Annotated in this window: 23 protein-coding genes; 15 read left to right on the forward strand and 8 right to left on the reverse strand. The window is 69.1% G+C overall.

What is annotated here, in order from left to right:
* Nucleotides 1-17 precede the first annotated feature (17 nt).
* The 5 genes from MYSTI_RS05940 (at nt 18) to MYSTI_RS05960 (ending at nt 4,310) form a co-directional block, all read left to right on the forward strand.
* Nucleotides 18-206 (forward strand): hypothetical protein, encoded by a 189-nt coding sequence (locus MYSTI_RS05940; protein WP_044283124.1) that lies wholly within the window; start codon nt 18-20, stop codon nt 204-206.
* 594 nt (nt 207-800) lie between these two features.
* The gene (locus MYSTI_RS05945) at nt 801-1,547 is read left to right on the forward strand and encodes a TadE family protein (protein ID WP_015346806.1); all 747 of its coding nucleotides are present in this window, start codon (nt 801-803) and stop codon (nt 1,545-1,547) included.
* On the forward strand, nt 1,523-3,073 hold the full coding sequence (locus MYSTI_RS05950) for a TadE/TadG family type IV pilus assembly protein (protein ID WP_015346807.1): 1,551 nt from the start codon (nt 1,523-1,525) through the stop codon (nt 3,071-3,073). The genes MYSTI_RS05945 and MYSTI_RS05950 overlap by 25 nt, the downstream gene beginning before the upstream one ends.
* Nucleotides 3,074-3,123: 50 nt before the next feature.
* Nucleotides 3,124-4,134 (forward strand): hypothetical protein, encoded by a 1,011-nt coding sequence (locus MYSTI_RS05955; RefSeq protein WP_233278182.1) that lies wholly within the window; start codon nt 3,124-3,126, stop codon nt 4,132-4,134.
* Entirely contained in the window at nt 4,131-4,310 is a 180-nt protein-coding gene (locus MYSTI_RS05960; protein ID WP_015346809.1) for a hypothetical protein, read from the forward strand. Before MYSTI_RS05955 ends, MYSTI_RS05960 begins: the two co-directional genes overlap by 4 nt.
* Before the next feature lie 27 nt (nt 4,311-4,337).
* On the opposite strand, the gene MYSTI_RS05965 is transcribed toward MYSTI_RS05960, so the two are convergent.
* The gene (locus tag MYSTI_RS05965) at nt 4,338-5,582 is read right to left on the reverse strand and encodes an ABC transporter substrate-binding protein (protein WP_015346810.1); all 1,245 of its coding nucleotides are present in this window, start codon (nt 5,580-5,582) and stop codon (nt 4,338-4,340) included.
* Between the two features lie 184 nt (nt 5,583-5,766).
* Between MYSTI_RS05965 and MYSTI_RS05970 the strand changes: the two genes are divergently transcribed.
* The 7 genes from MYSTI_RS05970 to sufT are packed head-to-tail and all read left to right on the forward strand — an operon-like array spanning nt 5,767 to nt 12,043.
* Complete coding sequence (locus tag MYSTI_RS05970) at nt 5,767-6,282, forward strand: SUF system Fe-S cluster assembly regulator (protein WP_015346811.1); 516 nt, start codon at nt 5,767-5,769, stop codon at nt 6,280-6,282.
* Nucleotides 6,279-7,715, forward strand: a complete 1,437-nt coding sequence (sufB, locus tag MYSTI_RS05975; RefSeq protein ID WP_015346812.1) for a Fe-S cluster assembly protein SufB — start codon at nt 6,279-6,281, stop codon at nt 7,713-7,715. The genes MYSTI_RS05970 and sufB overlap by 4 nt, the downstream gene beginning before the upstream one ends.
* A gap of 2 nt (nt 7,716-7,717) precedes the next feature.
* A complete protein-coding gene (sufC, locus tag MYSTI_RS05980) occupies nt 7,718-8,479 on the forward strand; it encodes a Fe-S cluster assembly ATPase SufC (protein ID WP_015346813.1) in 762 nt (253 codons plus the stop codon).
* The gene (sufD, locus tag MYSTI_RS05985) at nt 8,476-9,804 is read left to right on the forward strand and encodes a Fe-S cluster assembly protein SufD (protein ID WP_015346814.1); all 1,329 of its coding nucleotides are present in this window, start codon (nt 8,476-8,478) and stop codon (nt 9,802-9,804) included. Before sufC ends, sufD begins: the two co-directional genes overlap by 4 nt.
* A complete protein-coding gene (locus MYSTI_RS05990; protein ID WP_015346815.1) occupies nt 9,801-11,024 on the forward strand; it encodes a SufS family cysteine desulfurase in 1,224 nt (407 codons plus the stop codon). Before sufD ends, MYSTI_RS05990 begins: the two co-directional genes overlap by 4 nt.
* Entirely contained in the window at nt 11,021-11,482 is a 462-nt protein-coding gene (gene sufU, locus MYSTI_RS05995) for a Fe-S cluster assembly sulfur transfer protein SufU (protein ID WP_015346816.1), read from the forward strand. The genes MYSTI_RS05990 and sufU overlap by 4 nt, the downstream gene beginning before the upstream one ends.
* Before the next feature lie 18 nt (nt 11,483-11,500).
* On the forward strand, nt 11,501-12,043 hold the full coding sequence (gene sufT, locus MYSTI_RS06000) for a putative Fe-S cluster assembly protein SufT (RefSeq protein WP_015346817.1): 543 nt from the start codon (nt 11,501-11,503) through the stop codon (nt 12,041-12,043).
* A gap of 60 nt (nt 12,044-12,103) precedes the next feature.
* On the opposite strand, the gene MYSTI_RS06005 is transcribed toward sufT, so the two are convergent.
* The gene (locus MYSTI_RS06005; RefSeq protein ID WP_015346818.1) at nt 12,104-12,808 is read right to left on the reverse strand and encodes a type 1 glutamine amidotransferase domain-containing protein; all 705 of its coding nucleotides are present in this window, start codon (nt 12,806-12,808) and stop codon (nt 12,104-12,106) included.
* Between the two features lie 189 nt (nt 12,809-12,997).
* Between MYSTI_RS06005 and MYSTI_RS06010 the strand changes: the two genes are divergently transcribed.
* Together MYSTI_RS06010 and MYSTI_RS06015 are read left to right on the forward strand one after the other, a co-directional pair.
* On the forward strand, nt 12,998-14,122 hold the full coding sequence (locus MYSTI_RS06010) for an isoaspartyl peptidase/L-asparaginase family protein (protein ID WP_015346819.1): 1,125 nt from the start codon (nt 12,998-13,000) through the stop codon (nt 14,120-14,122).
* A 92-nt stretch (nt 14,123-14,214) separates the two neighbouring features.
* Nucleotides 14,215-14,604, forward strand: coding sequence for a hypothetical protein (locus MYSTI_RS06015; protein ID WP_015346820.1), 390 nt, complete (start codon nt 14,215-14,217; stop codon nt 14,602-14,604).
* Here the strand turns inward: MYSTI_RS06015 and MYSTI_RS41570 are convergent.
* Nucleotides 14,598-15,449 (reverse strand): DUF6463 family protein, encoded by an 852-nt coding sequence (locus MYSTI_RS41570; protein ID WP_015346821.1) that lies wholly within the window; start codon nt 15,447-15,449, stop codon nt 14,598-14,600. The two genes, MYSTI_RS06015 and MYSTI_RS41570, sit on opposite strands and share 7 nt — an antisense overlap.
* A 240-nt stretch (nt 15,450-15,689) precedes the next feature.
* Between MYSTI_RS41570 and MYSTI_RS06030 the strand changes: the two genes are divergently transcribed.
* Complete coding sequence (locus MYSTI_RS06030; RefSeq protein WP_233278183.1) at nt 15,690-16,193, forward strand: TetR/AcrR family transcriptional regulator; 504 nt, start codon at nt 15,690-15,692, stop codon at nt 16,191-16,193.
* Between the two features lie 162 nt (nt 16,194-16,355).
* Here the strand turns inward: MYSTI_RS06030 and MYSTI_RS06035 are convergent, their stop codons facing one another.
* From MYSTI_RS06035 to MYSTI_RS06055, 5 genes are all read right to left on the reverse strand, one after another.
* On the reverse strand, nt 16,356-18,572 hold the full coding sequence (locus tag MYSTI_RS06035; RefSeq protein ID WP_169558609.1) for a PQQ-dependent sugar dehydrogenase: 2,217 nt from the start codon (nt 18,570-18,572) through the stop codon (nt 16,356-16,358).
* Nucleotides 18,573-18,708: 136 nt separating this feature from the next.
* The gene (locus MYSTI_RS06040; RefSeq protein ID WP_015346824.1) at nt 18,709-19,803 is read right to left on the reverse strand and encodes a YXWGXW repeat-containing protein; all 1,095 of its coding nucleotides are present in this window, start codon (nt 19,801-19,803) and stop codon (nt 18,709-18,711) included.
* Nucleotides 19,804-19,935: 132 nt separating this feature from the next.
* Nucleotides 19,936-23,712 (reverse strand): DUF3858 domain-containing protein, encoded by a 3,777-nt coding sequence (locus MYSTI_RS06045; RefSeq protein WP_015346825.1) that lies wholly within the window; start codon nt 23,710-23,712, stop codon nt 19,936-19,938.
* A gap of 75 nt (nt 23,713-23,787) precedes the next feature.
* Nucleotides 23,788-25,647, reverse strand: coding sequence for a serine/threonine protein kinase (locus tag MYSTI_RS06050; protein WP_015346826.1), 1,860 nt, complete (start codon nt 25,645-25,647; stop codon nt 23,788-23,790).
* Between the two features lie 116 nt (nt 25,648-25,763).
* A complete protein-coding gene (locus MYSTI_RS06055; RefSeq protein ID WP_015346827.1) occupies nt 25,764-26,354 on the reverse strand; it encodes a GAF domain-containing protein in 591 nt (196 codons plus the stop codon).
* Nucleotides 26,355-26,457: the final 103 nt, after the last annotated feature.

A 26,457-nucleotide genomic window follows, 5' to 3' on the forward strand; every position in this document is an offset into this window, starting at 1 on the left:
ACATGAAGGGTCAGGTCATGGCGAAGACTTCCAGCAACCTCCGAGGCAGCCGCGCGCGGGGACAGTCGATGGTGGAGTACGCCATCATCACCTCCGCGCTGCTGGGCTTCACCGTGATGGGCTGGCCGTTCCTGGTGCAGTTGCTCAACGCACTCCAGAAGTACTTCGGCTCCATCTACTACGTGATTCAGTCTCCCATTCCGTAGGACTGAGTCAGTCAGCCCGGTTGCGCTTCAGGGCTGGAGTTGCCGCGGCTGTCGGAAGACAGCCTCCTCCTCATCCCATCCCGCGACGAGCCGCATCCGCTTCGGCTCGTCGTCGAGCGGTAACCTGCTCCGGTCGGTGCGTGGCACCCAGTCGCACCGGGTGGAAGCCGTGCGTCGCGACGCCGCGCAGGTGCGCAAGCGCTGCGAGTGGTTTGCGCACCCGCGGCGTTCGCCTCGCGTGGACCGCTCCCGAGGCTGAGCGTCACGACCGCGTGGCCACCTCCGGGGCCGCGAGTGGTCTTACGTATTTCCCGTCAGACATTGTTTCAGTGCGACGCGTCTCGCGGGTTCCCACGAGGCCGTGACTGTATTTCTTTCAGCGCGGCCATGAAGAATGTACAGAGCGGCCCGCTCCAATCCCTCACTCCGGGTGTGGAGTGATTGCCGCTTCTGTGTGGTGAAGGACAGTGCGGGCCTAGAGGGAAAGTAAGGGTGTTGTGGTTTTGCCGATCTTACTGTGCGTGTGGTAGTGATTGGCCCATGCGACGTCGCCTCTGCTTTGGGTATGCAAGGGCACAGTCAGGACAAGCAGCGGTGGAGACCGCGGTTGTCCTGCCGCTCTTCGTGTTTCTCATCCTGGGTGTACTTCAGTTGGGGCTGATGCATCAGGCCCGGCTGCTGACGAAGTACGCCGCGTACAAAGCGGTCCGCACGGGCTCGCTTCGCAGCGCCAGTGTCTCGGAGATGGAGCATGCCGCGGTCGCGGTGATGCTGCCGATGCTCGGCAAGCGCTCATCCGGTGCGGGGAGCATCGAGTACGTCCGTTCGGTCGGCAGCGGGCAGGAGTTCGCGACGAAGTGGAACGAGCTGAAGAACAACCAGATGGCGGAGACGGACCTGAAGAACGTCGAGGTCACCATCTGCGGACCGACGCAGGAAGACGTCGGGAGTGGTGGGGGGGAGCTCGACTTCGATGACCCGTCCGTTGCCACGTCGGGGGATTGGCGTCAGAGCATGCGCACGAAGCTGCGCGTCCAGGTGACGTTCAACTACCGGCTGGTCATCCCCTTCGCGGACTGGGTCATCTACCAGGCGGCGCGCGGCCGCGAGATTGGGATGCACCTGCGCATGGGGAAGGTGAAGGCGGCCGAGCAGGCCAAGGTGTCCAAGCGCAAGTTCGGAAGCAAGAACAAGGGGGAGAACCCCTACGAGAGCGCCGCGTCGAGGGGCATCTACATCGCGCCCATCCGCGCCACGTACACCATGCGAATGCAGTCGAACCTGGTCGCCGACGACGACATTCCCGCGAGGAACGAATGCATCTTCCCGTTCGCCTACTGAGCCGGATGCGCCGCCGCACCCAACGTGGGCAGGCCATCGTCCTGGGTTCGCTGTCCTTCCTGGTGCTCGCGTTGATGGTGACGCTGAGCTTCAACCTGAGCCACGCGCTGCGCCAGAAGATGTCGCTCCAGCAGCACAGCGACGCCATGGCGTACTCCATGGCGGTGCTGGAGGCGCGCGCACTCAACTACTACGCGGTCAGCAACCGGGCCATCGCCGGCTCCTACGTGGCGATGAACAGCCTGCACGCATACATGGCGGCCGCGAGCGTCACGGGAGAAATGCTGAGGGCGGGGGAGGACAACTTCAAGAAGATTGCCATTGCCGAGGGCATCAAATGCGCCGCCTGCAGGTGCAAGTGCTGCAAGCACGCAATCGATGCCAAGAAGGTGGCCAACAAGTTCGGCAAGAAGGCCCGGGAGTATGACCGCGACGCGAGAGCGCTCGAGGCGGACTTCAGGACCGCCATGGAGGGACTCGACCTCATGGTGGACAACCTCCACAAGTCTCAAGCGGAGGTCCATGCGAAGACCGCCCAGGCCGTGAAGGACGGTTCGAGCCATGGTCTGGCGCAGCTCAAGGACGACACCGCTCCCAGGTCGAGTGAGTTGAACTCAGCCGTGGGGGGGCTCAATCGCAACGAGTTCAACTGCGCGGTGGATGGGATGGAATGCACGGGCAGCGTGGAGAGCGGGTCCGAAGAGGCTCGTGCACGGGTCATGACGGAGATTGGCAACGCGAGCCGCTCGGCATGGCCCGCGAACCGGAAGGGAAGCGGACTTCCCCCTGAGCACCTCCACCCGGATTTCCTCAAGGAGCTCGAGAAGATTCCGGGAGAAGGCCAGTACCAAATCCTGACGCACAAGGGGTCGGCCAAGACGGTGACCGACGAAGACGACATCTACTCCGCCGGCAAATCAGGCGGCAACGAGGGCACCACCGTGGCCGCCAGCGAAGAGGGCTCCGTGATGCACTCCCTCTGGAAGGACGCGCTCCCAGCCACGTCGGACTATGAATCCGCCATCTCGAGCGACTCCGGAGGCGGCGACCACGACGGCGATGGGGACCAACACCGCGGCTCCCACTCGTTCGAGGGAATCAACGCGCGGGCGCTCACGGCCTGCGCTGGTGAGGGCAATTGCTTCATGAAGTACCGCGCCAACCCGGACCCCGAGCGGGACTGGGGGCAGCCGCGCGTCTACAGCTACTACACGATGCAGCTGAGCGTGGGGAACGCCCAGCAGGCGCCGTGGGAGCTCAACAACTCCAGGAGCGTGGAGTTCCAGCAAGGCGCGCAGGGCACCGGGAAGCTGACCGTGGCCGCGGGGGAAGGCATGAGCCTCTCCAAGGCTCTCGTCTACTATCACCGCTTCGGGGCGGGCGGCTGGAAGGAGCCACCCAACCTCTTCGCTCCTTTCTGGCGCGCGAAGCTGCATCCCTTCAAGCCGGGCGAGGCCGCCAGGGTGCTCCAGGAAGCGGGCAGCTCCGACGCAGTCCCCATCGCCGAGACGGAGGTGCCGCTGTGAGCCCCACTCCTCGCAGACGTGGCGCACGTGCTGCCCGAGGTGCCGCCGCCGTGGAGACGGCGCTGTGCATGCTCGTCATCATCCCCGTCTTCATGTACGCCATCTTCCTGGACGACCTCTTGAGGCACTCGCTGGATGCCCAGGAGACGGCGGTCTCCACCATCTGGGACTACACCACCGCGGACTACGCGGCGAAGCCCGATGGCGAGTCCTTCGCGGGCTTCGGCCAGATTCAGGGCCTCGCCCGGCAGACGTACTGCGACCACGAGTCAGGTCTGGACAGCTTCCAGTCGGAGCCCCCCGAGTGTGACAACGACCAGAGCCACCACCAGGAACTGGTGGCTCACGCCTGCTGGCTGCACCCAGGGGCGCAACAGGTCCAGTGCACCTTGAATCAGCAGGCCGTGGGCAGCTACGGCGTCACGTTGCACGCCGCGTACATGAGCCGGTTCAACCGGGGCGGGCTCATCCGCTGCTCGGCGCGCAATGGTGTGCAGAACTATCTGCTGCCCAAGACGCTCTTCTCCGAGTTCAGCCAGGTCGACCTGGCGAAGGACACGAAGTCGGGCAGCATCCACCACAACGCCACGGCGAACCGCGACGTGGAGAAGGACACCTACCTGCTTCCCTGGGAGCGCATCGCCCTGGTGACGGACACGTGGGCGCTGACCCGCGAGCAGAGCTTCGAGCCGGGTCAGTCGAACAATGACGAGGAGCGCGTCTATGTGCGCGTGTCCCAGCTCTACACGAACAACGACAACGGGGGGTACTCGCGCATGAAGGAGGCCGCCGAGGCGCTTGTCTCGGCTGCCATCGGCGACAAGCTGCTCAGCGACGACATGGAGCTGGACAAGCAGGGACCCGGAGACGACCCGCGCAAGCTCAGCATGTCCATCAAGCCCCAGAACGGCGAGCCCACCCAAGACATCAAGCAGGGGGACGGCAACTCCTCCTACTTCAACAACGAATGGCAGGACTGGGACCAGGACAACAACAAGGCGACCTATGACGCGCGCGCCGAGCACTACATGGGCTGCTCGAGACCCGGGTGCAAGAAATGACCAGGCACCTTCTCCGCCCCCGTGCGCGCGGCCAGTCGATGGTGGAGTACGCCACCGTCACCGCCGCGCTGCTGGGCTTCACCGTGATGGGCTGGCCGTTCCTGGTGGAGCTGCTCAACGCGCTCCAGAAGTACTTCGGCTCCATCTACTACGTCATCCAGTCCCCCATCCCCTGAGGGACGAGGGACCGGACCGCCACCGGGCTACGGCTGCACGGTGGTGACGAACTCCGCCTTGCCTCCCGCGACCTTGACGATGACGGCCTCCTTCACCGCGTCCCGATTCGCATCCAACGTGATGCGCCCGGCCACACCCGGGAAGTCCTTGGTCGCCGCGATGGCGTCGCGCAGCGCCGGGCCGCTGGAGTTCGGGGCGCGCTTGAGCGCCTCCACCAGCACGCGCCCCGCGTCGTACGCCAGCGCCGCCACGCTGTCCGGCACGCCTCCGTAGCTCTGCTTGTACTTCGCGAGGAACGACTGGAGCACCGGGTCTGGGTTCCCCGGTGAGTAGTGGTTGGAGTAGTAGCTGCCCTCCAGCGCGGAGCCGCCCAGCTCGAACAGCTTGTCGGAGTCCCAGCCGTCACCGCCGAGCAGCGGCACCTTCAAGCCCACCTCACGCGCCTGTCGCGCGATGATGCCCACGTCCGTGTAGTAGCCCGGGACGAACATCGCCTCCGGCTTCACCTGCTTGATGGCCGTGAGCTGCGCGCGGAAGTCCGTGTCGCCCTTGGCGTAGCTCTCCGTCCTCAGGACCTCGCCACCGAACTCCTTGAACTTCGCGGTGAACACATCCGCCAGGCCCATGGAGAAGGCGCTTTTGTTGTCCGTGAGCACGGCGACGCGCGACAGCTTCAGGTTCTCCCGCGCGAACTTCGCCATCACCAGGCCCTGGAACTCGTCGATGAAGCACACGCGGAAGATGTAGTCGCCCTTCTTCGTCACCTCGGCGCTCGTGGAGGTGGGCGTAATCATGGGCACCTTGCCCGCCTGCGCCTTCTCGGCCATCGCCATGGACACCGACGAGGCCGCCTCGCCCAGGATGGCCACCACCTTGTCCTGGCTGATGAGCCGGGTCGCCGCCTGGGCTCCTTCCTCGGGACGGCCCTGGCTGTCGTAGACGCGCAGCGCCAGCTTCTTGCCCCGCACGCCCCCGGCGGCGTTGGCCTCGTTGATCGCCATCTCGATGCCGTTGCGCGCGGAGACGCCGAACGTGGCCTCGCTGCCCGTGAGGCTGCCCACCTCGCCGATGAGAATCGTGTCCGAGTCCGTGGGGGCCACGGCGCCTGGCTGGGTGCCCTGGGGCGACGGGTCCGCCGTGCCCTCCTTGTTGCCTGGAGCCTGGGCGGCCTGCCCCGCGGGGGCCGGCTCGGTGGGGTTGGGCGCGGCGGACTTCTTCTCGCAGCCCGCCAGGGCCAGGGCCAGCGTGGCGAGGAGCATCAATGGACGCATCGTCGGGTTCCCTCCGGAAGACGAGGAATCCCACCCTAGTCGCCTCCTCCTTGCCCTCCAACCAGGGGTCTTCCGGACGCCCCCTGAAATGCAATGTGGACTGAAACGGTCCAGATTACATATGACGCCGCCCGAGGCTTGGAGGCCCCGAGGGAATGGACCCAGGAAGGAGAGAGCGTCCCGCATGCTTCGGATGAGCAAGATGACCGACTACGGCATCGTGCTGATGACCGAGCTGGCTCGCGCGGAGGGCGGCACCCGCACCACTCGCGAGCTGGCGGCGCGCACACGCGTGCCCTTGCCCTCGGCCAGCAAGGTCCTCAAGGGGCTCCTGCAGGCGGGGCTCGTGGTGTCCCACCGGGGCGCCAATGGCGGCTATGGGCTGGCGCGTCCGCCCGCGTCGCTGTCCCTGGCGGAGCTGGTGGCCTCGCTGGAGGGCCCTGTGTCGCTCACCGAATGTGGTGAGCACACCTCCGGGGGCGCGCCTTGTGAGCTGGAGTCCGTGTGCCAGGTGCGCGGCCACTGGCGGCTCATCAACCAGGCCATTCAAGAAGCGCTGGGGCGCCTGACGTTGGCGGACCTCATCGCGCCGGTGCCTCGCATGCCGGAGCGGCTGGTGGGACTGGGTGTTCCAACACGTTCCCCTGTAAGCACCGCCACCCCTTCGGCGTCTTCATCGTCATCAGGAGTTCGCTCATGACCACCGACACCCTTCAGGAGCTGACGCGGCGTCCGTACGCGGCCGGCTTCGTCTCCGCCGTGGAGGCGGACACCTTCCCGCCGGGGCTCGACGAGGACGTCATCCGCGCGCTGTCCGAGAAGAAGGGCGAGCCCGCCTTCCTCCTCGAGTGGCGGCTGAAGTCCTTCCGCCACTGGAAGACGCTGCGTGAGCCCACGTGGCAGGCGGTGAAGTACAACCCCATCGACTACCAGGCCATCAGCTACTACTCGGCGCCGCGCTTCAAGCCGAAGAAGGACAGCCTGGACGAGGTGGACCCGGAGATCCTGCGCACCTACGAGAAGCTGGGCATCCCGCTCGAGGAGCAGAAGCGGCTGCAGAACGTCGCGGTGGACGCCGTGTTCGACTCGGTGTCGGTGGCCACGACGTTCAAGGACAAGCTGGCCAAGGCGGGCGTCATCTTCTGCTCCTTCTCCGAGGCGGTGCGCGAGCACCCGGAGCTGGTGAAGAAGTACCTGGGCTCGGTGGTGCCGCACTCGGACAACTACTTCGCGGCGCTCAACTCGGCGGTGTTCAGCGACGGCTCGTTCGTCTACATCCCCAAGGGCGTGCGCTGCCCCATGGAGCTGTCCACGTACTTCCGCATCAACGCCGCGGAGACGGGCCAGTTCGAGCGCACCCTCATCGTCGCCGACGAGGGCTCCACCGTGAGCTACCTGGAGGGCTGCACCGCCCCGCAGCGCGACACCAACCAGTTGCACGCGGCGGTGGTGGAGCTGGTGGCGCTGGACGGGGCCACCATCAAGTACTCCACGGTGCAGAACTGGTACCCCGGCGACGCGCAGGGCAAGGGCGGCATCTACAACTTCGTCACCAAGCGCGGCATCGCGCACAAGGGCGCGAAGATCTCGTGGACGCAGGTGGAGACGGGCTCGGCCATCACGTGGAAGTACCCGAGCGTCATCCTCAAGGGGGATGACTCGGTGGGCGAGTTCTACTCGGTGGCGCTCACCAACAACCTCCAGCAGGCGGACACGGGCACGAAGATGGTGCACCTGGGGAAGAACACCCGCAGCACCATCGTGTCCAAGGGCATCTCCGCGGGGCGTGGGCAGAACACGTACCGAGGACTGGTGAAGGTGCTCAAGAGCGCGGAGAACGCGCGCAACTACACGCAATGCGACTCGCTGCTCCTCGGTGACAAGTGTGGCGCCCACACGGTGCCGTACATCGAGGTGAAGAACGCGTCCGCGCAGGTGGAGCACGAGGCGTCCACGTCGAAGATTGGCGAGGACCAGCTCTTCTACTGCCGGCAGCGCGGCATCTCGCAGGAGGACGCGGTGTCGATGATTGTGAATGGCTTCTGCCGACAGGTGTTCAAGGAACTGCCCATGGAGTTCGCGGTGGAAGCGCAGAAGCTGCTGGGAGTGAGTCTGGAAGGGAGCGTGGGGTAGGTATGGCTTTGCTGTCCGTTCGGAATCTGCACGCCCGCGTGGGCGACAAGGACATCCTCAAGGGCATCAACCTGGAGGTGGGCGCCGGAGAGGTGCACGCCATCATGGGGCCCAATGGCTCGGGGAAGAGCACGCTGGCGAGCGTGCTCGCGGGCCGTGACTCGTACACGGTGACGCAGGGCGAGGTGCTGCTCGACGGCAAGCCGCTCCTGGAGCTGGCACCGGAGGCGCGCGCGGCCGAGGGTGTGTTCCTGGCCTTCCAGTACCCGGTGGAGATTCCGGGCGTGGGCAACCTGCACTTCCTGCGCACGGCGCTCAACGCGCAGCGCCGGGTGAAGGGCTTGGAGGAGCTGGACGCGATGGACTTCCTCCAGCTCGCCAAGGAGAAGTCGAAGCTGGTGCAGCTGGACCAGGCCTTCATGAACCGCTCCGTCAACGAGGGCTTCTCCGGTGGCGAGAAGAAGCGCAACGAGGTGTTCCAGATGGCGGTGCTGGAGCCGCGCCTGGCCATCCTCGACGAGACGGACTCCGGTCTGGACATCGACGCGCTGCGCACGGTGGCGGGCGGCGTGAATGCGCTGCGCGCGCCCCAGCGCGCCATGGTGGTGATCACGCACTACCAGCGGCTCCTGGACTACATCGTGCCGGACCACGTGCACGTGATGGCGGCGGGGCGCATCGTCCGCTCGGGTGGACGGGAGCTGGCGCTGGAGCTGGAGGAGAAGGGCTACGGCTGGCTGGGGCTGGACGGAGCGGGGCGATGACGTCGGGCCTGACGCGCTACGTGGACGTGGCCACGCGCTTCCAGGCACGGGAGGCGGCGGTGCCCGCGTGGCTGGCCCGCCTGCGACAGGAGGGCCTGGCGCACTTCGAGCGGCTGGGGCTTCCCACGACGCGGGACGAGGCGTGGAAGTACACGAACGTCGCGCCCATCGCGGACGGGGCCTTCGCGCCCGTGTCCTCGGTGCGGGATGCGGCGGAGCTGAAGGCGGCGGTGGCTCGGCTGGCGCTGCCGGGGCCTCGGCTGGTGTTCGTGGACGGGCGGCTTGCTCCGGAGCTGTCGTCGGTGGAGGGGCTTGCTCGCGGCGTGTCGCTGAAGCCGCTGCGGGACGTGTGGGCGGAGGACGGGGCGTGGCTCGCGGAGGAGCTGGGGCAGCGGGCGCTCGCGGCGGAGCATGCGTTCACCGCGCTCAACGCCGCGCTGCTGGAGGACGGGGCGGTGCTGCGGCTCGCGCCACGTGCGCTGAGCGAGACGCCGGTGCAGCTGCTGTTCCTCACGCGGGGCGACGCGCCGGTGTTGGCCAGTCCTCGGGTCCTCGTCGTCGCGGGCGAGGGCAGCGAGGCGACGCTGGTGGAGACGTATGCCAGCGTGACGGGAGGCTCGGGGCCCACCTTCACCAACGCGGTGACGGAGGTGACGCTGGGCGACAACGCGAGCCTCAAGCACTACCGGGTCCAGTCGGAGGGTGACTCGGCGCTGCACGTGGGCGGGCTGCATGTGCGGCAGGGACGGGACAGCCGCTTCGCCTCGCACGCGTTCGCGCTGGGCGGAGCGCTGGCTCGCACCGAGGTCCATGTCGCGCTGATGGGCGAGGGCGCGGATGCCACGCTCAATGGCCTGTACGTGGGACGCGGGACGCAGCACCTGGACCAGCGGACGGCGCTGGACCACGCGGTGCCCAACTGCACGAGCCGCGAGCTGTACAAGGGGGTGCTCGATGACCGGGCGCGCGGCACGTTCCACGGGCTCGTGCGAGTGCGGCAGGACGCGCAGCACACGGACGCGCGGCAGCAGAACCGGAACCTCCTGCTGTCGGAGCACGCGCAGGCGGACACGCGGCCGCAGCTCGAAATCTTCGCGGACGACGTGAAGTGCGCGCACGGCGCGGCGGTGGGGCGGCTGGATGCGCAGGCGCTGTTCTACCTGCGCTCGCGCGGCATTCCCCGGGCGGAGGCGGAGCGGCTGCTCACGTATGCCTTCGCGAGGGAGCTGGTGGAGGCCGTGCCGGAGGGGCCCGTGCGCGCGAGCGTGGAGGGACTGTTGGCCCCGAGGCTCCCGGGCGCGGCCCGGACGGAGGTGACGGCATGAGTGCGTTCGACGTTCAGCGCGTCCGTGAGGACTTCCCGATTCTGCGGCAGGAGGTCCGCGGCCGGCCGCTGGTGTATCTGGACAGCGCGGCCACGGCGCAGAAGCCGCAGGCCGTCATCGACGCCATCGTCCGCTTCTACCAGCACGACAACGCCAACGTGCACCGGGGTGTCCACGTCCTCTCCGAGCGCGCGACGGAGGCGTACGAGGGCGCTCGCGAGACGGTGCGGGAGTTCATCAACGCGCGGGATGCCCGCGAGATTGTCTTCGTTCGCGGCACCACCGAGGCCATCAACCTGGTGGCGCAGACCTACGGCCGCAAGAACGTGGGCCCTGGCGACGAGGTGCTCATCACGCACATGGAGCACCACGCCAACATCGTCCCCTGGCGGATGTTGTGCGAGCAGACGGGCGCCACGCTGCGGGTGATTCCGGTCGATGACCGGGGCGAGCTGGTGCTCGACGCGGTGGACGCGCTGCTCACGGAGAAGACGCGCCTCCTCGCGGTGACACACGTGTCCAACGCGCTGGGCACGGTGAACCCGGTGAAGGAGCTGACGCGCAAGGCGCACGCGAAGGGCATCCCCGTGCTGGTGGACGGGGCGCAGTCGGTGACGCACTTCCCGGTGGATGTGCGGGAGCTGGGCTGCGACTTCTACGCGTTCAGCGGGCACAAGATGTTCGGCCCCACGGGCATCGGCGTGCTGTACGGGCGCCTGGAGCGACTGGAGTCGATGCCTCCGTATCAGGGCGGCGGCGACATGATTCTCTCCGTGACGATGGAGAAGATTACGTACAACCGCGTGCCGCACCGGTTCGAGGCGGGGACGCCCAACCTGGAGGGCGCGGTGGGCCTGGCCGCGGCCATCCGCTACCTGCGGAGCCTGGGGATGGACGCCATCGCCGAGCATGACCGGGCGCTCATGGCCTACGGCACGCAGGCGCTGGAGTCGGTGCCGGGGCTGCGGCTGGTGGGCACGGCTCGGGAGAAGGTGGGCGTGCTGTCGTTCGTGCTGGAGGACATCCACCCGCACGACGTGGGGACCATCCTGGACCGCGAGGGCATCTGTATCCGCACGGGCCACCACTGCGCGCAGCCGGTGATGCAGCACTTCAAGGTGCCTGCCACGGCGCGGGCGTCCCTGGCGCTCTACAACACGCGCGAGGACGTGGACGCGCTCGTGCGGGGGCTGCACAAGGTGAGGGAGGTGTTCGGATGAGCTCGGGCTCGGATGACTTGAAGGACCTCTATCAGGAGGTCGTGCTGGAGCACTCCAAGCGGCCGCGCAACTTCCGCGTGGTGGAGGGCGCCAACCGCGAGGCGGCGGGACACAACCCGCTGTGCGGAGACCAGCTCTCCGTGACGCTGAAGATGGAGGGCGACATCATCCGCGACATCGGCTTCCAGGGGCAGGGCTGCGCGATCTCGCGTGCGTCCGCGTCGCTGATGACGGGGGCGGTGAAGGACAAGTCGAAGGCGGAGGCGGAGGCGCTCTTCGAGCTGGTGCACAAGCTGGTGACGGAAGGCCCGGAGTCGGTGGACGTGGAGGCGCTGGGCAAGATGGCGGTGCTGTCGGGGGTGAGTGAGTTCCCCGCGCGCGTGAAGTGCGCGAGCCTCGCGTGGCACACGATGCGCGCGGCGCTCGAGGGTCGGGATGAAGCGGTCTCCACGGAATAGGGACGGAGGGAGCGGACCATGCGAGGCGTGACGGCGATGTTGGAGCGGGAGGTCCCCGCGACCATCATTCCCAGCGGAGACAAGGTGATGCTGCCGGAGGGCTCGGAGCTGCGCGTGATGCAGACCCTGGGCGGCAACATCACGGTGCAGGACCCCTACGGGCAGCTCTTCCGCATCGACGAGAAGGACGGCGCGGCGCTGGGCGAGGAGTACGCGCCCAAGGAGAAGGCCGCGAGCGACCCGAGCGAGTTCCACGAGGAGCAGGTCTGGGAGCAGCTGCGCACGGTGTATGACCCGGAGATTCCGGTGAACATCGTGGAGCTGGGCCTGGTGTACGCGTGCAAGGCGGAGCCGTTGCCGGAGGGCGGACACAAGGTCGAAATCCAGATGACGCTCACGGCGCCGGGCTGCGGCATGGGGCCGGTGCTCGTCGAGGACGTGAAGACGAAGGTGGGCTCGGTGCCGGGCGTGAAGGAAGCCGCGGTGGAGTTGGTGTGGGAGCCGGCGTGGGACCAGAGCCGGATGACGGACGTCGCGAAGCTTCAGCTCGGCTGGATGTGACGCCGTGATTCCGCCTGCCCGGAGCATCCTGGCTCCGGGCGGGGGCGGGCGCGGGGGCCTTCAGCGCGTCGACAACCGGTGGACCATTCCGAGCCCCAGTGCCGCCGTGGCCAGGCCACCCGCGAGCACCTTGGGCCACTGCCGTGGGGACTCCTCGGGCGGGTGGTAGTGCGTGGGCGTGGGGTAGGACTCGACCTGACGGATGCGCTCGCGCACCTCCGGGAGCTTCTCCGCGAAGAGCTCCACCAGGGCCTTCTCGAAGTGGGGGAGGTCGTGCGGGCTCCGGCTGGAGACCCAGTTGTCGTCGTGCACCAGGGGCTCGTCGCGCCAGTTCGCGCCCGCGTTCTTCACGTCGTCGCGGATGCCCGGCCACGAGGTGAGGGTGCGCCCCTCCGCGAGCCCCGCGGAGATGAGCAGCCACGGGGCATGGCAGATGATGGCCATGGGCAGGTTGAGGGAGTCCGCGTCGTGCACGAAGTCCCGCGCGAGCGCGCTCTGCCGCAGCGTGTCCGGGTTGATGAGCCCTCCGGGGAGGAGCACGGCGTCGAAGTCCGCGGCCTTCACGTCCTTCAGCGTCGCGTCCACGCGGACCCTCTTGCCGGGCACCATGTGCTTCATGGCGCGGATGTAACCGGGCTGGAGCGAGACAATCTTCACGTCGGCTCCGTGCCGCTCCAGCGTCCTGACTGGCCGCGTCAGCTCGACTTGTTCAAAGCCATCCGCCGCCAGCACCGCCACTCGCAAGCCTCTGAGTTTCCTTCCCATTGCGCCGCTCCCTTGCCGTTGGTCGCTCCCGACACTGTGCATGGTGGGGAGCGCGGGCACGGCCCAGACGCCGGGCGGACAACCTTCTGTTCGCGGGTCGCCGCGGAGGTCTCCGAGCAGCCGGGCTGGCGGCGTTGTGCCCCCCCAGCGGGCGTGCTACCGACCCGGCACACCCCCGGAGGTCACCGCATGTTCGCCTCGCGTCCGTCGTTTCCCCGGAGCCTCGTCGCGGGCACCGCGCTGCTCCTGAGTCCCGTGGGCTGCACGAGCACCCAGTCCTCCACGCGCGCCGATGACTCGCGGCTCACCCAGGAGGGCACACCGGCCCGGAAGCCGAAGTGGGGCCTGGTCATCCACGGAGGCGCGGGCGTCATCTCCCGGGAGAACCTCTCCGCCGAGCGGGAGGCCGAGGTCCGCGCCGCGCTCCAACAGGCGCTCCAAGCGGGCCACGCCGTGCTGGCCCAGGGAGGCAGCAGCCTGGACGCGGTGACGGCGGCCGTGCGCATCCTGGAGGACTCGCCGCACTTCAACGCGGGCAAGGGCGCGGTCTTCAACCATGACGGCATCAACGAACTGGATGCCGCCATCATGGACGGGGCCACGCGCTCCGCGGGCGCGGTGGCGGGGCTTCGGCGCGTGAAGAACCCCATCGAGCTGGCGCGTCGGGTGATGGAGAAGTCGCCGCACGTGATGATGATGGGCGAGGGCGCGGAGCAGTTCGCGAAGGCGCAGGGCGTGGAGCTGGTGGACCCGAAGTACTTCTTCACCGAGGACCGGTGGCAGAGCCTCCAGCGTGCGCTCGAGAAGGAGCGTGCCGTGCCCTCGCAGTCGCCTTCTTCGCTGTTGCCGGGAGTCGACCCGGTGACGGGGGACCACAAGTTCGGCACGGTGGGCGCGGTGGCGCTGGACCAGGCGGGGAACCTGGCCGCGGGCACGTCCACGGGGGGCATGACGAACAAGCGCTTCGGCCGCGTGGGCGACTCACCCATCATCGGCGCGGGGACCTATGCGGACCCTCGCTGCGCCGTGTCCGCCACGGGGCATGGGGAGTTCTTCATCCGGTACACGGTGGCTCGCGACATCTGCGCGCGCGTCGAGTACCAGTCCCTGCCGCTGCCCGAGGCCGCCAACATCGTCGTCAATGATGTGCTGGTGAAGGCGGGAGGGGAGGGTGGTGTCATCGCCATGGACCGTGATGGGAATGTGGCCATGCCCTTCAACTCCACCGGCATGTACCGGGGCTATGTGGGGGAGGACGGTCAGCCCCACGTGGCCATCTTCAAGGAGTCGGAGGAGTCGGCTTCCAGCCCGTAGCGATGGGGTGGGTTTGGATGCAATGGCGCTGCATCTGTAAGCTGGGTGACGCCCGTGTTCGCGGGTGTGCCTGACGTGAAAAGGAGCAGCCCATGAGGTTCCTGCCGTCGACTCTGTCGTGGAGCGCCGTTTCCTGTCTCATCCTCTCGGCGGTGATGCTGGCCGCCAGTCCCGCTCGCGCCGAGTCGAGCGAAGAGGCTGTCTGTGGTGGTGAGTCGCGGAGCTCCGAGCGAGTCCAGGGGCTCTACTGTTACGAGTCGGACTGCCTCTGGGACAGCGATTGCTGGAACGCGTGTCCCTCCGCGCGCAACACGTACTGCGACAGCAGCAACGTCTGCGTGCATGAGCTCGGAGGTGGAGGTGGTGGGGGCGGTGGGGGCGGCGGCCCGACCTGCGAGATGCGCGACTGCTATGACGACAGCCAGTGCGAGTGCAATGGCCGTCCGGGCTCCTGCGGGAGCGACGGCACCTGCTCCTACTGAGGTGTGGCGGCGGCGCGCGCCATGGCGCCGACGACCAGGTGATGGAAGGGCCGGATGACGTTGAAGTACACCGGCCCCGCCCAGTTCCGGTAGTGCACCAGGGTGACGACGTGGAAGCGGCGAGGCCGCTCGGGCGCTGACTCCATCGTGACGGCGAGAATCGCATCCAGGTGCGAGTCCGCCGCCCCCGCCACCCAGGTGCGCTCCTCCTCCGCGTGGCGCACCGTGAAGAAGGACGCCTTGGCTCCGGGCGTCATGGGGACTGTCTCCGCGCGCAGCGGGGCCAGCCGAGGCAGCCGCTCCTGGCGCAGCCCGAGGAACCGGACGAAGACGGCGCGGACGACGAACAGCGCGGTGAGCCACACGGGCTGGTACGACATCAGTCCGGCGACGAACTCGCGCAGGGACGCTTCGGATTCCACGGTCTTCACGTCGATGTGGTCGGCGCCTTCGACGAAGACGCGCGGTATGCCGAGTGGCGCCTGTTCCGGCGCCGGACGTCCCCGGTAGAGGGCGAGGGCTCCCAAGGGGAAGAAGACCCAGGCCCCTGTTTCGGGCATGGGCACCACGCAGAAGACGCCGAGCGCCACGAGTGCCCAGCCGAAGCCCGAGGGAAGGGGTCGGCCCGTTGCTCGCTCCGCCCAGCGCGCGAGGCCTCCCAGCAACATCAGCCCCCAGCCCACCACCAGGAACCAGAAGGCCGAGGCCCGGGGACTCATGTCGTCCACGGTGCCGAGGACACCGGCTCGGAGAATCTCCAGCAGCGGCTCCCGGTAGAGCATCAGACCCACGGCCTGGTGCAGTCCTCCGGTGAGCATCAACAGCGTCCCTGTCGTCGTGCGCATGAGCGGCCCCTTCCGCGTCAGTACGGTACCGCATGTCCATACGGTAGCGTATGGAGCGGATGTAACGTGCCGCGCCGCTGGACGCCAGCAACCGGCTCCTCCAGACTTCGCGGGACGATGAGCCGCGCTTCTTCCCGCCCCCGAAGCCCCGCAACCCTCCGTCCTTTCGAGGAGATACGTGACCGCCGTCGGGGGCCGGGGCTCACGGCCGAGGACTGGGCGGATGCCGCGCTGTGGAGCTTGGAGGAGGGGGTCGACGCGCTGTCGGTGGAGCGGTTGGCCCGCAAGCTCGGCGTGACGAAGGGGAGCTTCTACTGGCACTACGAGGGGCGGCCCGCCTTGCTTCAGGCCGCGCTGGCGCGCTGGGAGCATCTGGCCACGGAGGAGGTCATCGCCCGGCTGGAGGAGTTGCCGACGCCGCAGGAGCGACTGCAGCGGCTCCTCGCCGTGACGTTCGACCCCGCGCCGGCGGGGAGGCTCGAAGTGGCCATCGCCGCGGCGGCCGCGAACCCGCTCATCCAGCCCGTGGTCGCGCGGGTGTCGCGGCGACGCATCGACTACCTGGTGTCGCTGTACCGGGCGCTGGGGGTGTCAGCGAGGGAGGCCCGCGCGTGGGCACTCCAGGCGTACTCGACCTACGTGGGGCTGTTGCACCTGACCATCACCAGTCCGGAGACGCTGCGCTCCCCTCGCGAGCGCGCGGACTACGTGAAGCACCTTGCGAAGGTGTTGATGCCCGAGTGAGGGCCCGCATCGGGCGCGGTCGTTGATGCCCGTGTGAGAGGCGCTGGGGCTCTGCTCCATCCATCAGTTGCGCAAGGAGGGCGCCCGTGTCCGGCACGTCGCCGGTGGCGCCCTCCCTTGCTGCCCGCAGGAGGGCCTTGGCTCTCGTGAGGTGCTGTCGGCCTACTCTTGATGCGAGACCGTATCCAGCATGCCTTCGGCGGAGGGCGCCAGCGCGCTGCTGTACGAGGCCGTGAGGCTGGAGTTGGCGCCGGGCGTCAGGTAGCCGTGGGCCCTGGCGCCTCCGTCGGACCAGGAGGCCCAGTTCCACGTCGCGCCGCTGCTGACCTGTGGAGAAGGCGCGGTGACGTTGAGCGTGTAGCGCTCCCACGACTTGACGTTGACGGGCGTGACGAAGCTGGTGCCGTTGACCTCAATCGTCAGTCCCGGCGGCTCCGTATGGATGGTCACGTCGACGATGTGCGGCAGGAGGTAGCGCGACACCGTCGTGCTGCGCCCCTTCGAGTCCGTGGCCGTGAGCAGCACCTCCACGTAGTTGGTCATCACCGCGGGCAGGTCCTCGGGCTGGGGCGCGGTGAGCGGGATGTTGTTGCCCGTCGTGGGAGGCAGGAGCGGGTGGTTGTGCTCGTTGTGATGCAAGAGCGCGCGCCACGAGAGCGAGCTCGCGGGGAGCGTGCCGTCCTCCGCGTCCGTGGCGGTGCCCGTCAAGACCAGCGGCTGGCCCGCGTAGAAGCGCAGGCTCTCCAGCGGCCCCGTGATGACGGGCACGGGCGCCGTGTTCCCCGAGTCGATGCGTCGCGTGGCCGCCTGGACGGATGAGGTCCCTCGAGCATCGCGCACCGTGAGCGATGCGGTGAAGGTCCCCGCCGCCGTGTACACATGGCTCGTGGTGGGCGTGGTCGTCTCCACCGTCGCGCTGCCATCTCCGAACGTCCAGACGTACCGCAGCGCATCGCCATCCGGGTCGCTGCTTCCACTCGCATCGAACTGCACATTCAGCGGCGTGGCGCCCTCGGTGGGCGTCGCCGTGAAGGCCGCGACGGGCGGGCGATTCATCGCGCCCGTGAAGTTGATGCGCCGCACCTCTCCGCCTCCCGCGTACGTCGTGTAGTAGAGCGCCGTCCCATTGGCCGAGGGACCAAACCGCAGCATCACCGCGGAGCTGTTGCCCAGTCCCGTCGCGAACGCGCTCACGGACACCGTGCCTCCCGCTCCACGCGTCAGCTTGAACACCTTCCCGCAGACGTAGTCGCTGAAGAAGTACGCATTGTCATCGGAGGCCGCCCACGCTCCCGGAGGCGCGAAGGCTCCACCCGTGATGGAGTTGCAACCCTGGAACGGCGAGGGCGACGGGTTGGTCCCGTGCTTGTAATCGAAGATGGGATTCGTCATCCCCGCGGGCGGCGCTCCACAGTTGGTGGTGGAGTTGTTCGCGCAGTGCCCCTCGCGCGTATTCCATCCGTAGTCCGCGCCCTTGATGCCTTCGTCAATCTCCTCCCACACGCCCTGGCCCACGTCGTTGATGAAGAACGTGCTCGTGCCCGGCTGGAAGGCGAAGCGGAACGGATTGCGCAGCCCCGTCGCGTAGTTCTCCTGGCACGGCCCCGTGCCCGACGGCACGCCCGCGGGATTGCCACACCGACGGCTGCCGGCCGATGCGAACCACGGGTTGTCCGTGGGGATGGTGCCGTCCTTGCGGATGCGCAGCATCTTCCCCAGCATCACGTCCAACCTGCGCGCGGTGGTGTTCTGTCCCGCGCAGCGCGTGGGGTCGCCGAGCTGGCAGCCCCCGTCACCCACGCTGATGTAGAGCAGCCCATCCGGGCCGAAGTGCAGGTCCCCGCCGTTGTGATTGCCCGCCGTCGAGGGGATGTTGTCCAGCAGCACCACCTCGCTGGCCGGGTTGATGATGTTGTTGCTCGACAACAGGAACCGCGACACGCGATTCACCGCCACGTTGGTGATGTTCGTCGAGCACGTGTTGAACTTGTTGAACGTGTAATAGAGATAGACGTGCGTGTTGCTGATGAAGTTCGGGTCCACCGCCACGCCCAACAAGCCCCGCTCCGAGTTGGTGCAGAGCTTGGACGACAGGTTCAGCGCCGGCGTCGTCAGCAGCACCCCTCCGGAGTACACACGCACCTGTCCGCCTTGCGTGGTGATGAGCAGCCGCCCATCCGGCGTGAAGGCCAGCGCGGTGGGCTGGGCCACCGCCGTCACCTGCGTGTCCGAATACGACGGCGGCAACGTGGCGGCTGTCTGGATGGAGTCCGTTCCCTCCGGGCTCGCGGCCCCTTCTGTCGAAGGGTCCGGTGCACACGCCAGGGCCAGCAGGAACAACGGCAACAGCCGCGCGAAACGACAAGTCCAAGGTGTCATGGAGCTCTCCGGGGGGAGGGTCATGAAGCACCTTGGATTTGCTTGTTAATCTCGATTTGCGCGAGTCTGAATCAGGCGCCTGTCGACGGGTGGACAACAGGCACCCCGGCGGTTCGTCACGACTGTCCGCCAGTGCTCAGTGGTGGCGGTCGCCGCGGCCCCGCCCGCCTCGGCCGTGGCCGTGGTTCCCGACGGGCGTGGCGCCGTGGGTGCCGCCGGAGCGGTGGCCCGGGGCACGCCAGCGCTCATGCCGCTCCGAGGGACGGCTGCGCCAGCCACCGCCGTTGTCGCGATTGCGCCAGCCGCCGTTGTCGCGGTTGCGCCAGCGGTCATCGCGGTGGTTGCCGTACCCGGGCGAGGCGTCGTGGCGGCGGTAGTAGTCGTGGTACCTGGGCGAGCGCCAGACGCGGTCATGCCGGTAGTAGTGGCCGTGGGTCCGCCAGGGGCGGTGGTAGTAGTAGCGGACGGCCGGAGCGCGGTACCACGTGTGCGCGAAGTAGTTGGGATGGCCCCAGCCCACCGAGACGTGCGCGTGGCGGAAGACGGGGATGGTGATGTTCACCGAGCCGCGAGGCGCCCATCCCCCACCGACGAAGTGCCAGCTCAGCCCGCGCTGCACCCAGCGAGGCGAGACGTAGGCCAGGTCCGCGCGCGGCGGAGCGGCCCACGTACCATCCACCCAGTCCCACTCGCGGCCGGACCAGTACCAGTAGCCGGGCTCCCAGACGAGGTTGGCGGAGGGCGCCGCGGGGCGCATCTCCTGACGGGGCGCGGGAGGCGCCTGCTGCGTGGAGAGCGCCTCGGCGGAGACGGCGATGGGAATCTCCACCTCCGTCGTGCCCAGCCGGGCCCAGCCGCCGGAGACCCAGTACCAGGAGCCTCGGTCCTCCTCCCAGTAGCCGTTGACGAACTGGTAGCCCTCCATGGGGGCCAGCCACGTGCCCGCGTTGAAGCGCCACTCCCCGCCATCCCAGTACCAGTGGCCGGAGGCCCACACCGCGCCACCAAACGGGCGGCGGGTCGGCCGCTCGGTGGGCAGCGCGGGAGGCGGCTGAGGGGCCGACGGGGTCATCTCCTCGTCGGAGTCCTCCTCGTCGCCATACCGCTCGTTGGAGTCCCGGTCATCGTCGTCGGAGTACTCCGAGTCGTCCGCGGGCACCGGGGTTGTCTGCGCCTGGACCATCGGGGCGGACAGCAGGGCCACCATCCAGAGCCAGTTTCGAGGACTCATCACATCGTCTCCGTGCAGTGCAGCGCCCCCGACGAGGGGGCAGTCGGTAAACCCATGGACGCGAAAGGGGCCCCCGTATTCAACCCGGGAGCCCCTTCGAGGATGCCTTGCCTGTCGCTCGATTCCGAGCGGCTACGGCTTCACCAGAAACATCTCCCGTGTCTGGATGAGGTCCACGTCGCCGGTGAAGCCGGAGAACTGCTCGTACTGGCGCGGGGTGATGCGCGCGCGCGGCACGCGCAGGGACTCGGTGATGACGAGGCTGCCCCCCTCCTGTTTCTCCGTGCGGGTGAACTGGCCGAAGCGGTTCTTCACGTCCAGCGCCGGCTGCGGGTCCGGCAGGCGCCAGCCCGCGGGCAGCGTCAGCGTCACGTGCGTGTCACTCGCCTCCGTGCTGCCGATGTACAGCGGCGTGCGGCGGGAGCTGATCTGCACGTAGCGCCGTCCCAGCTGCGCGGGGAAGGTGAGGGGCCCCAGGGCCATGCGGCCTTCGCCATCCAGCCGGCCGAAGCGCGGCACGGTGAACTCGTAGCGCAGCACGAAGGGCGCGCCGACGGCCTCCTCGTGCTCCAGCTTCACGCTCGACAGCGCGGCCCCGCCGAAGTACCGGGCCACCGCGCCCTGGAGCGCCTGGTTGCGGCTCTCCGCGGAGAGCTGGTTGAAGGCCTCGGCGAGCTGCGCGGCCTCGAAGCCCAGGTAGGTCTCCTCGCCCTTGCCGCTGAGCTTTCCTTCCGCGTCCAGCGACAGCGTCAGCCGCACCTGCTTGCCGGGGGACTCCTTCTGCGCGGGCGTCTTCACCTTCTCCAGCGGCAGGCCCGGCTCGGGCAGCAGGTACGCCTCGCGCTCGCCCATGGCGAACTCGGGCAGCTCACCGAAGGGGCCGTGGCGCGCCGACGTGTCCACCCACACCGGCTCGCCGCCCGGCACCTCCACGCGCAGCGCGGCGTAGGGCAGCAGGCTGTCGTTGGGGAACAGGTACTGCGTGGGGTCCACGTTGAAGGTGCGAATCGCCGCCACGCGGGAGGGGATGCCCAGCTCCTTCATGCCCGCCTTCATCACCGCCAGCCGGCTGCCCCGGTCCTGCGCCACGGTGGACGCCGCGGACTGGCTCAGCCCGTTGTCGCGGCCGGAGAAGCGCTGCATCACCGCCGCGTGCAGCGCCTTCACCGCGTCCAGGCCCTCCTTGCCCTGCGTCGCCTTGCGCGTGAAGTCCACCACCTCCGAGGTCAGCAGCCAGCGGTCCTGGAAGACGTCGCCGTAGACGCGCGCCAGGCCGTCATTGCCCGTGGCGCCCGCGCCCACCATGACGAAGGGCAGGTACTCGTTGCCGGAGGGCGGCGCGTCCGGCTCCGGGATGAACGGCGGCACGCCGTGGGCCTCGTAGTGGAAGACCTCTTCGTCGCCACTCACCGTGGGCTCGGGCGCCTTCATCCCGTGCGCGTCCACCTTCATGCCCACGCCCTTGGGCGCCACCACCGTGTACGTGGTCCACGCGTTGGGCTGGTTGGCAATCTGGAAGTAGAACGCGGAGGCGGTGAAGCCCGGCTGCGCGGGCCCCCGAGGCGACTCCGCCAGCAGGTACTCCACCTCCACGCTGTCGCCCACCTGGACGCCGGGCAGGCTCACGGTGTCCTTGCCCTCGATGTTCTCGGGCTCCAGCACGCGCCCATCCGCCTTGAGCGTGCGCAGCGACAGCACCTGCGCGCCGCGCGGCACGTTCACCTCGGCGATGTCCTGCACGCCCGACTGCTCCAGCGCCTTCTGGATGGTGTGGATGCGGTTGATGACGCTGCCATCCGGGTACACCCGCACCGCCGCCGCATCCAACACGAACACCGCCGAGCCGCCCGACATGGGCTGCTCGTTGAAGCGGCGCATGGCCTCGCGCCCGTCGATGGCGTGCTCCTGGAGCAGCTCCTTGCCCGTCTTCGCCCGCTCCACCGCGCGGCGCAGCGTCAGGTCCTCACCCTCCAGGGCCAGCGCCTTCTCCCGGAGCGCGAGCGCCTCCTTGCCCTGTCCCGCGTACTCGCGCACGTCCGCCATGCGCTTGAGCAGCTCCGCGTTGCGCGGCCACGTCACCGCCAGGCCCTGGAGCACCGCCAGCGCGTCGTCGTGGCGGCGAAGCCCCACGTAGAGGTTGGCCAGCGACGTGCCCACGCTCACGCTGGTGGGGTCCTTGGCGAGCAGCTGCGCGTACTCGCGAGCGGCCGCCTCCTGGTCCCCGCGCGTGCGCGCGTGGTCGGCCCGGCGCGCCTCGACGCCCGGGCAGTCGGTCTGCGCCTCCACCAGCGTGTTGGCCCGCTCCACCGCGTCGCGGCGGCGCGCCAGGTTGTACTGGAGCCCCAGCGCCTCACACAGCCGAGGCTGGATTTGCAGCGCCGCCTCCAAGGACTCCTCCGCCAGCGCGTCCACGTCCAGCGTCAGCGCCGCGCGGGCGCGCGCGAGGAACAGCGGGTAGCCCGGGGGCTGCACGGCCTCGCTCGCCGTCTTCAGCGTCTCCAGCGCGGAGGCGGGCTGGCCGTCGTCCATGAAGAGGTCCGCGCGCAGCAGCAGCGCGGCCACGTTGCCAGGGTCCTTGGGCAGCAGCGCCTCCAGGTCTCGCGTGGCCCGGCCGCGCGTCACCTTCGTCGGCACCGTGCGGTCCGCGGCCGCCAGGTCCGCGCGCAGCGAGAGGAGCGCGGGCGTCGAGGCCTCCACCTCCGCCACCAGCCGCCGCGCGCCGTCACCGTCGCGCGCCAGTCCATCCCGCGCCGCCAGCACGACGGCGAGGAGCTCTCCGGCCTCCTGGGCCAGGGTGTCCTTCATGCTCCGCGTGGTGGAGTACATGCCGCTCGACTCCGTCAGCGTGGGCGCGCTGCCCCACGACGCGGGCGCCGCGCCCGTGGCGGCGGTGTAGCGCACGTTGGCGGGCCGTCCGTCCTCGCGCAGCAGCGAGAAGGACAGCACGCCCGTCGTCGCGCCCTTGAGCTGACGGACGATGATGCGGTGCTTGCCGGGGGCCAGCTCCACGGCCTGGTGGGTGACGGTGGAGGTGGCGCGCTCCCAGCCTCGGCGCGTCAGCACGGGCGTGCCGTCCACCACCACCTGGTGCGAGCCCGCGCTCACGGTGCGCGCCACGTAGGTGGCTCCCTCCGGCACCTCCGCGTCGAAGGCCATGAGGTAGATGTCGCCCTCGCCCGCCTCACCGGCCAGGTCCAGCCGCCCATCGGGCGCGAGCAGCTTGCGAGGCGTCAGGGGGCCGAAGGCGCCGCTGAAGGGCCCCGCCAGGGAGCCGTCCTGCTTCATGGGGGACGGCTCGTCCCACGACAGGACGTGGAAGGCGGAGAAGGGGCCCACGAGCGTCGCCTCGGGCACGCCGCCCATCGCGAGCAGGGCCGCGTCGCGGGCCCGGGTATCGCCGCGAGACACCGCGACGGAGAGCTGCGCGCCGCGCAGCAGGTACGCCGTCTCCGCGGTGGCGCCCGCCTGGAGCGCCTCGTTCGACGCCTTCAGGATGGCTTCATCGAGCGGCGGCGCGATGCCCGCCGAGTCCAGCGCGTAGCGCGCGGCGAGGAGCGCCAGCGGGTGCCGGGGCGCGCGCTTCACCACCTCCAGCGCGGCCGTCAGGGCCCGGTCCGGCCGGCCCGCGCGCCGCGCGAGCAGGTGCTGGCCCATGAGCGCGTACGGCTCCGCGGGGTCCTTCGCGATGGCCGCGTCGAAGCGCTGCTGCGCCAGCGTCGCGTCTCCGCCCATCAGGTACGCGTGGAACCCCGCGAAGGCCAGCGTGCGCGCCTCACTCGAGCCGGCTTGGACTTTCTCCGCGGCGGACTCCAGCACGCGCGGCGCGACGCTGGTGGTGGAGGTGTGAGAGCAGCCCGAGAGGCCGGCGACGAGTGCGAACGCGGTCAGGCCGCGGCGGAAGGTGCGCATAGGAGTACCGAGGGATAGTGCAATCCCCCGTCACTGGCCATATTCCCCTGCGCTTCTCTGGTTTCGCGGGCCGGACTACCGACGCTTGCCGTTCTTGGGCGCCGGCTTGGGCGGCTGCTTCTTGGGCGGCGGAGGGGGCGGCGCCTTCTTGGGCACCACGGCCTTCGCGGGCACCGCGGCGGTCGCCACCGCCTTCACCACCGGCGGCGGCGGGGTGGGCACGGGCGCCGTCGTTCCTCCCGGCGGGGACTGCCTGAGCTCGTAGGTGATGCCGGAGACGCGGCAGGTGGCCTCGATGCAGCCATAGGCGGGGAAGGGCGCGTCGCCGAACTGCTCCACCCAGCCCGTGCCCAGCACCAGGGGCTCGAAGAGGGCGCGGCGGTCCTTGCCCGCGCCGAGGAACGCCTCCAGCCGGCCCTCGGCGTCCACCGCCAACTCCAGCGCCACATCCCCTGTCCGGGGCGACTCCATGCCCAGCATCGCGCCCCGGCGCTCGCCCAGCGCCCACTCCAGCCGCAGGGGCTCGCCCACGCCGTTGTGGACCAGCGCCACGTAGCGGCCCGTGGTGCCCAGCAGCATCATCGCCACGGTGGGCGGCGCGGAGGGCTGGTACAGGTTGAACATGTCGCGCAGGCGGCGCTCCCATGTCGGCGGCGGACCCGCCACGGAGAACCGGCTGATGAGGCTGAGGATGTCGCCATCCCGGCGCGTGACGTCCACGCGCACGCGCCCCACGCTCTGCGTGTCCTCCTGCCAGGGGAAGACGAGCGTCTTCTCCTCCAGGTTCACCGGACGGCCGGAGACGACGAGGCTCTGCTCGGCCAGGCCCTCGCCCAGCGTCACCCGGCGGCGCTCGGCGTTGGCCTCCTCGCGGCCCGGCACGGGCTGCGTCCTGGGCTCGCCCAGGTAGCCCATGAGGGCGGCGCCCGGGGCGATGGGCGCGCGGCGCTCTCCGCTCAGGTAGTAGGCCGTGCCCAGCACGCCGCTCGCCGCCAGCACCATGAGGCCCGCGGCCACCCGCAGCGTGACGCGCACCACCTGGCGCACGCCCGCCTTGAAGCGCTGCATGCGCGTCTGCTTCACGGGCAGCAGCGACGGGAGGCTGCCGGGGACCAGCAGCTCCAGGTCCGCGATGAGCGCCGCCACCGACGGGTAGCGGTCCTCGGGGTCCGGCTTGAGGCACTTGGTGACGATGCCGTCCAGCCGCGCGTCCAGCCCGGGCTTGCGCTGGGACGGCGGGTCGAACGTGCCCAGCGGCACCTCGCCGGTGAGCCACTCGTAGAGGATGACGCCCAGCGAGAAGATGTCCGCGCGCGCGTCCGCGTTCTTCGCGTCCACCCGCTGCTCGGGCGCCATGTACGACAGCGTGCCCATGGACACGTGCGTGGACGTCAGCGCGTAGCGCGAGGACGGGCTGGCATCATCCAGGAACGACGCGAGCCCGAAGTCGGACACCTTCGCGATGCCGCCGGCCTGCTGGTCCAGCAGGATGTTCTCCGGCTTCAAGTCCCGGTGGATGACGCCGCGGCCGTGCGCGTACTCGATGGCCCGGCAGATTTCGAGCATCCGCCGGAGCGCCCCGAGCATGTCGAGCTGCGGTGAGCGGATCAGCTCTCGCAGCGACGGGCCGTCCACGAACTCCATCACCAGGTAGTAGGTGTTGTCTGTCTTGCCCTTGTCGACGATGGAGACGACGTGGGGATGGCTCAGCGCGGCGAGCGCCGCGGCCTCCTTCTGGAAGCGGGCGATGAAGGAGGGGTCCTTGGCCAGCTCCGCGTTGAGCAGCTTCACCGCGACGGTGCGGCCCAGGGAGAGCTGGGTGGCCTTGTGGACCTCTCCCATGCCTCCGGTGCCAACGAGCTTTTCAAGGCGATAGCCGCTGATGAGGTCCGGTGAGCGGTGCCGGCTGATCGCGGTCGGGTCGATGGAGGACATGGCGGTGACTGGGGGCCGCCAGGGTAGCAGAAACGCCTGCTACAGGTGGCTCGTGCGAGCCTTGGGTCGCCAGGACCCTCCCTTTCCTGCCAGGAAGGCCCGGGGAAACCGCTGGTTCAGCGTCCGGAAGCCGGGGTGCGGTTCACCGCGGCCCGCAGGCTGGTGCGGACCTGATCCAACGACGAGCGCATCTGCCCGTGACGGACCGACGCCGCCACCGCGCGCGCCAGCGACTTCAGCAGGGAGACCTCCTCCGGACGCCACGCCCTGGGACGGTGGCAGTCCTCGAAGACCGTCACCCCCCACCACTGCTGCCGCGAGGGATTCACCGGGCACAGGAGGATGGACTGCGTCCCCTGGCGCTCCAGCAGGTCGCGCATCATCGGCGGCGCGTCACGGGTGGGGCACGCCACCACCATCCCCGCCTCCAGCATGTCCACCCAGCCCGGCGCGAAGTCCCGGAAGGAGAACGCGCGCAGCACGGGGTTGGCCAGCGGCGACGCCGTCGGCGGCTCTGCCCACGCGTAGCGCAGGTCCGTCACGAACCGGCCATAGGTCTGCTGCGTCCGGTTCTCGAAGATGTACGCCCGGTCCACGCCCATCGCGTGGCCCACCATGCTCAGGCACTCCACAGCGGTGCTCGCGCCGAGGCCCTTCTCCAGCAACAGCTTCGAGGCTTCCGACACCTTCGAGAAGGCTTCGACCATGGGCGGCTCCAGAAAGGGCGATTTCGCGATGAGTTCCGTGTGTATCTGGAACGAACTGTCATCCTCTGAAGTCGCATTAAGCGCGTTTACTGTGTTTCTGTCA

The organism is Myxococcus stipitatus DSM 14675 (assembly GCF_000331735.1).
Taxonomy (GTDB): Bacteria; Myxococcota; Myxococcia; order Myxococcales; family Myxococcaceae; genus Myxococcus; species Myxococcus stipitatus.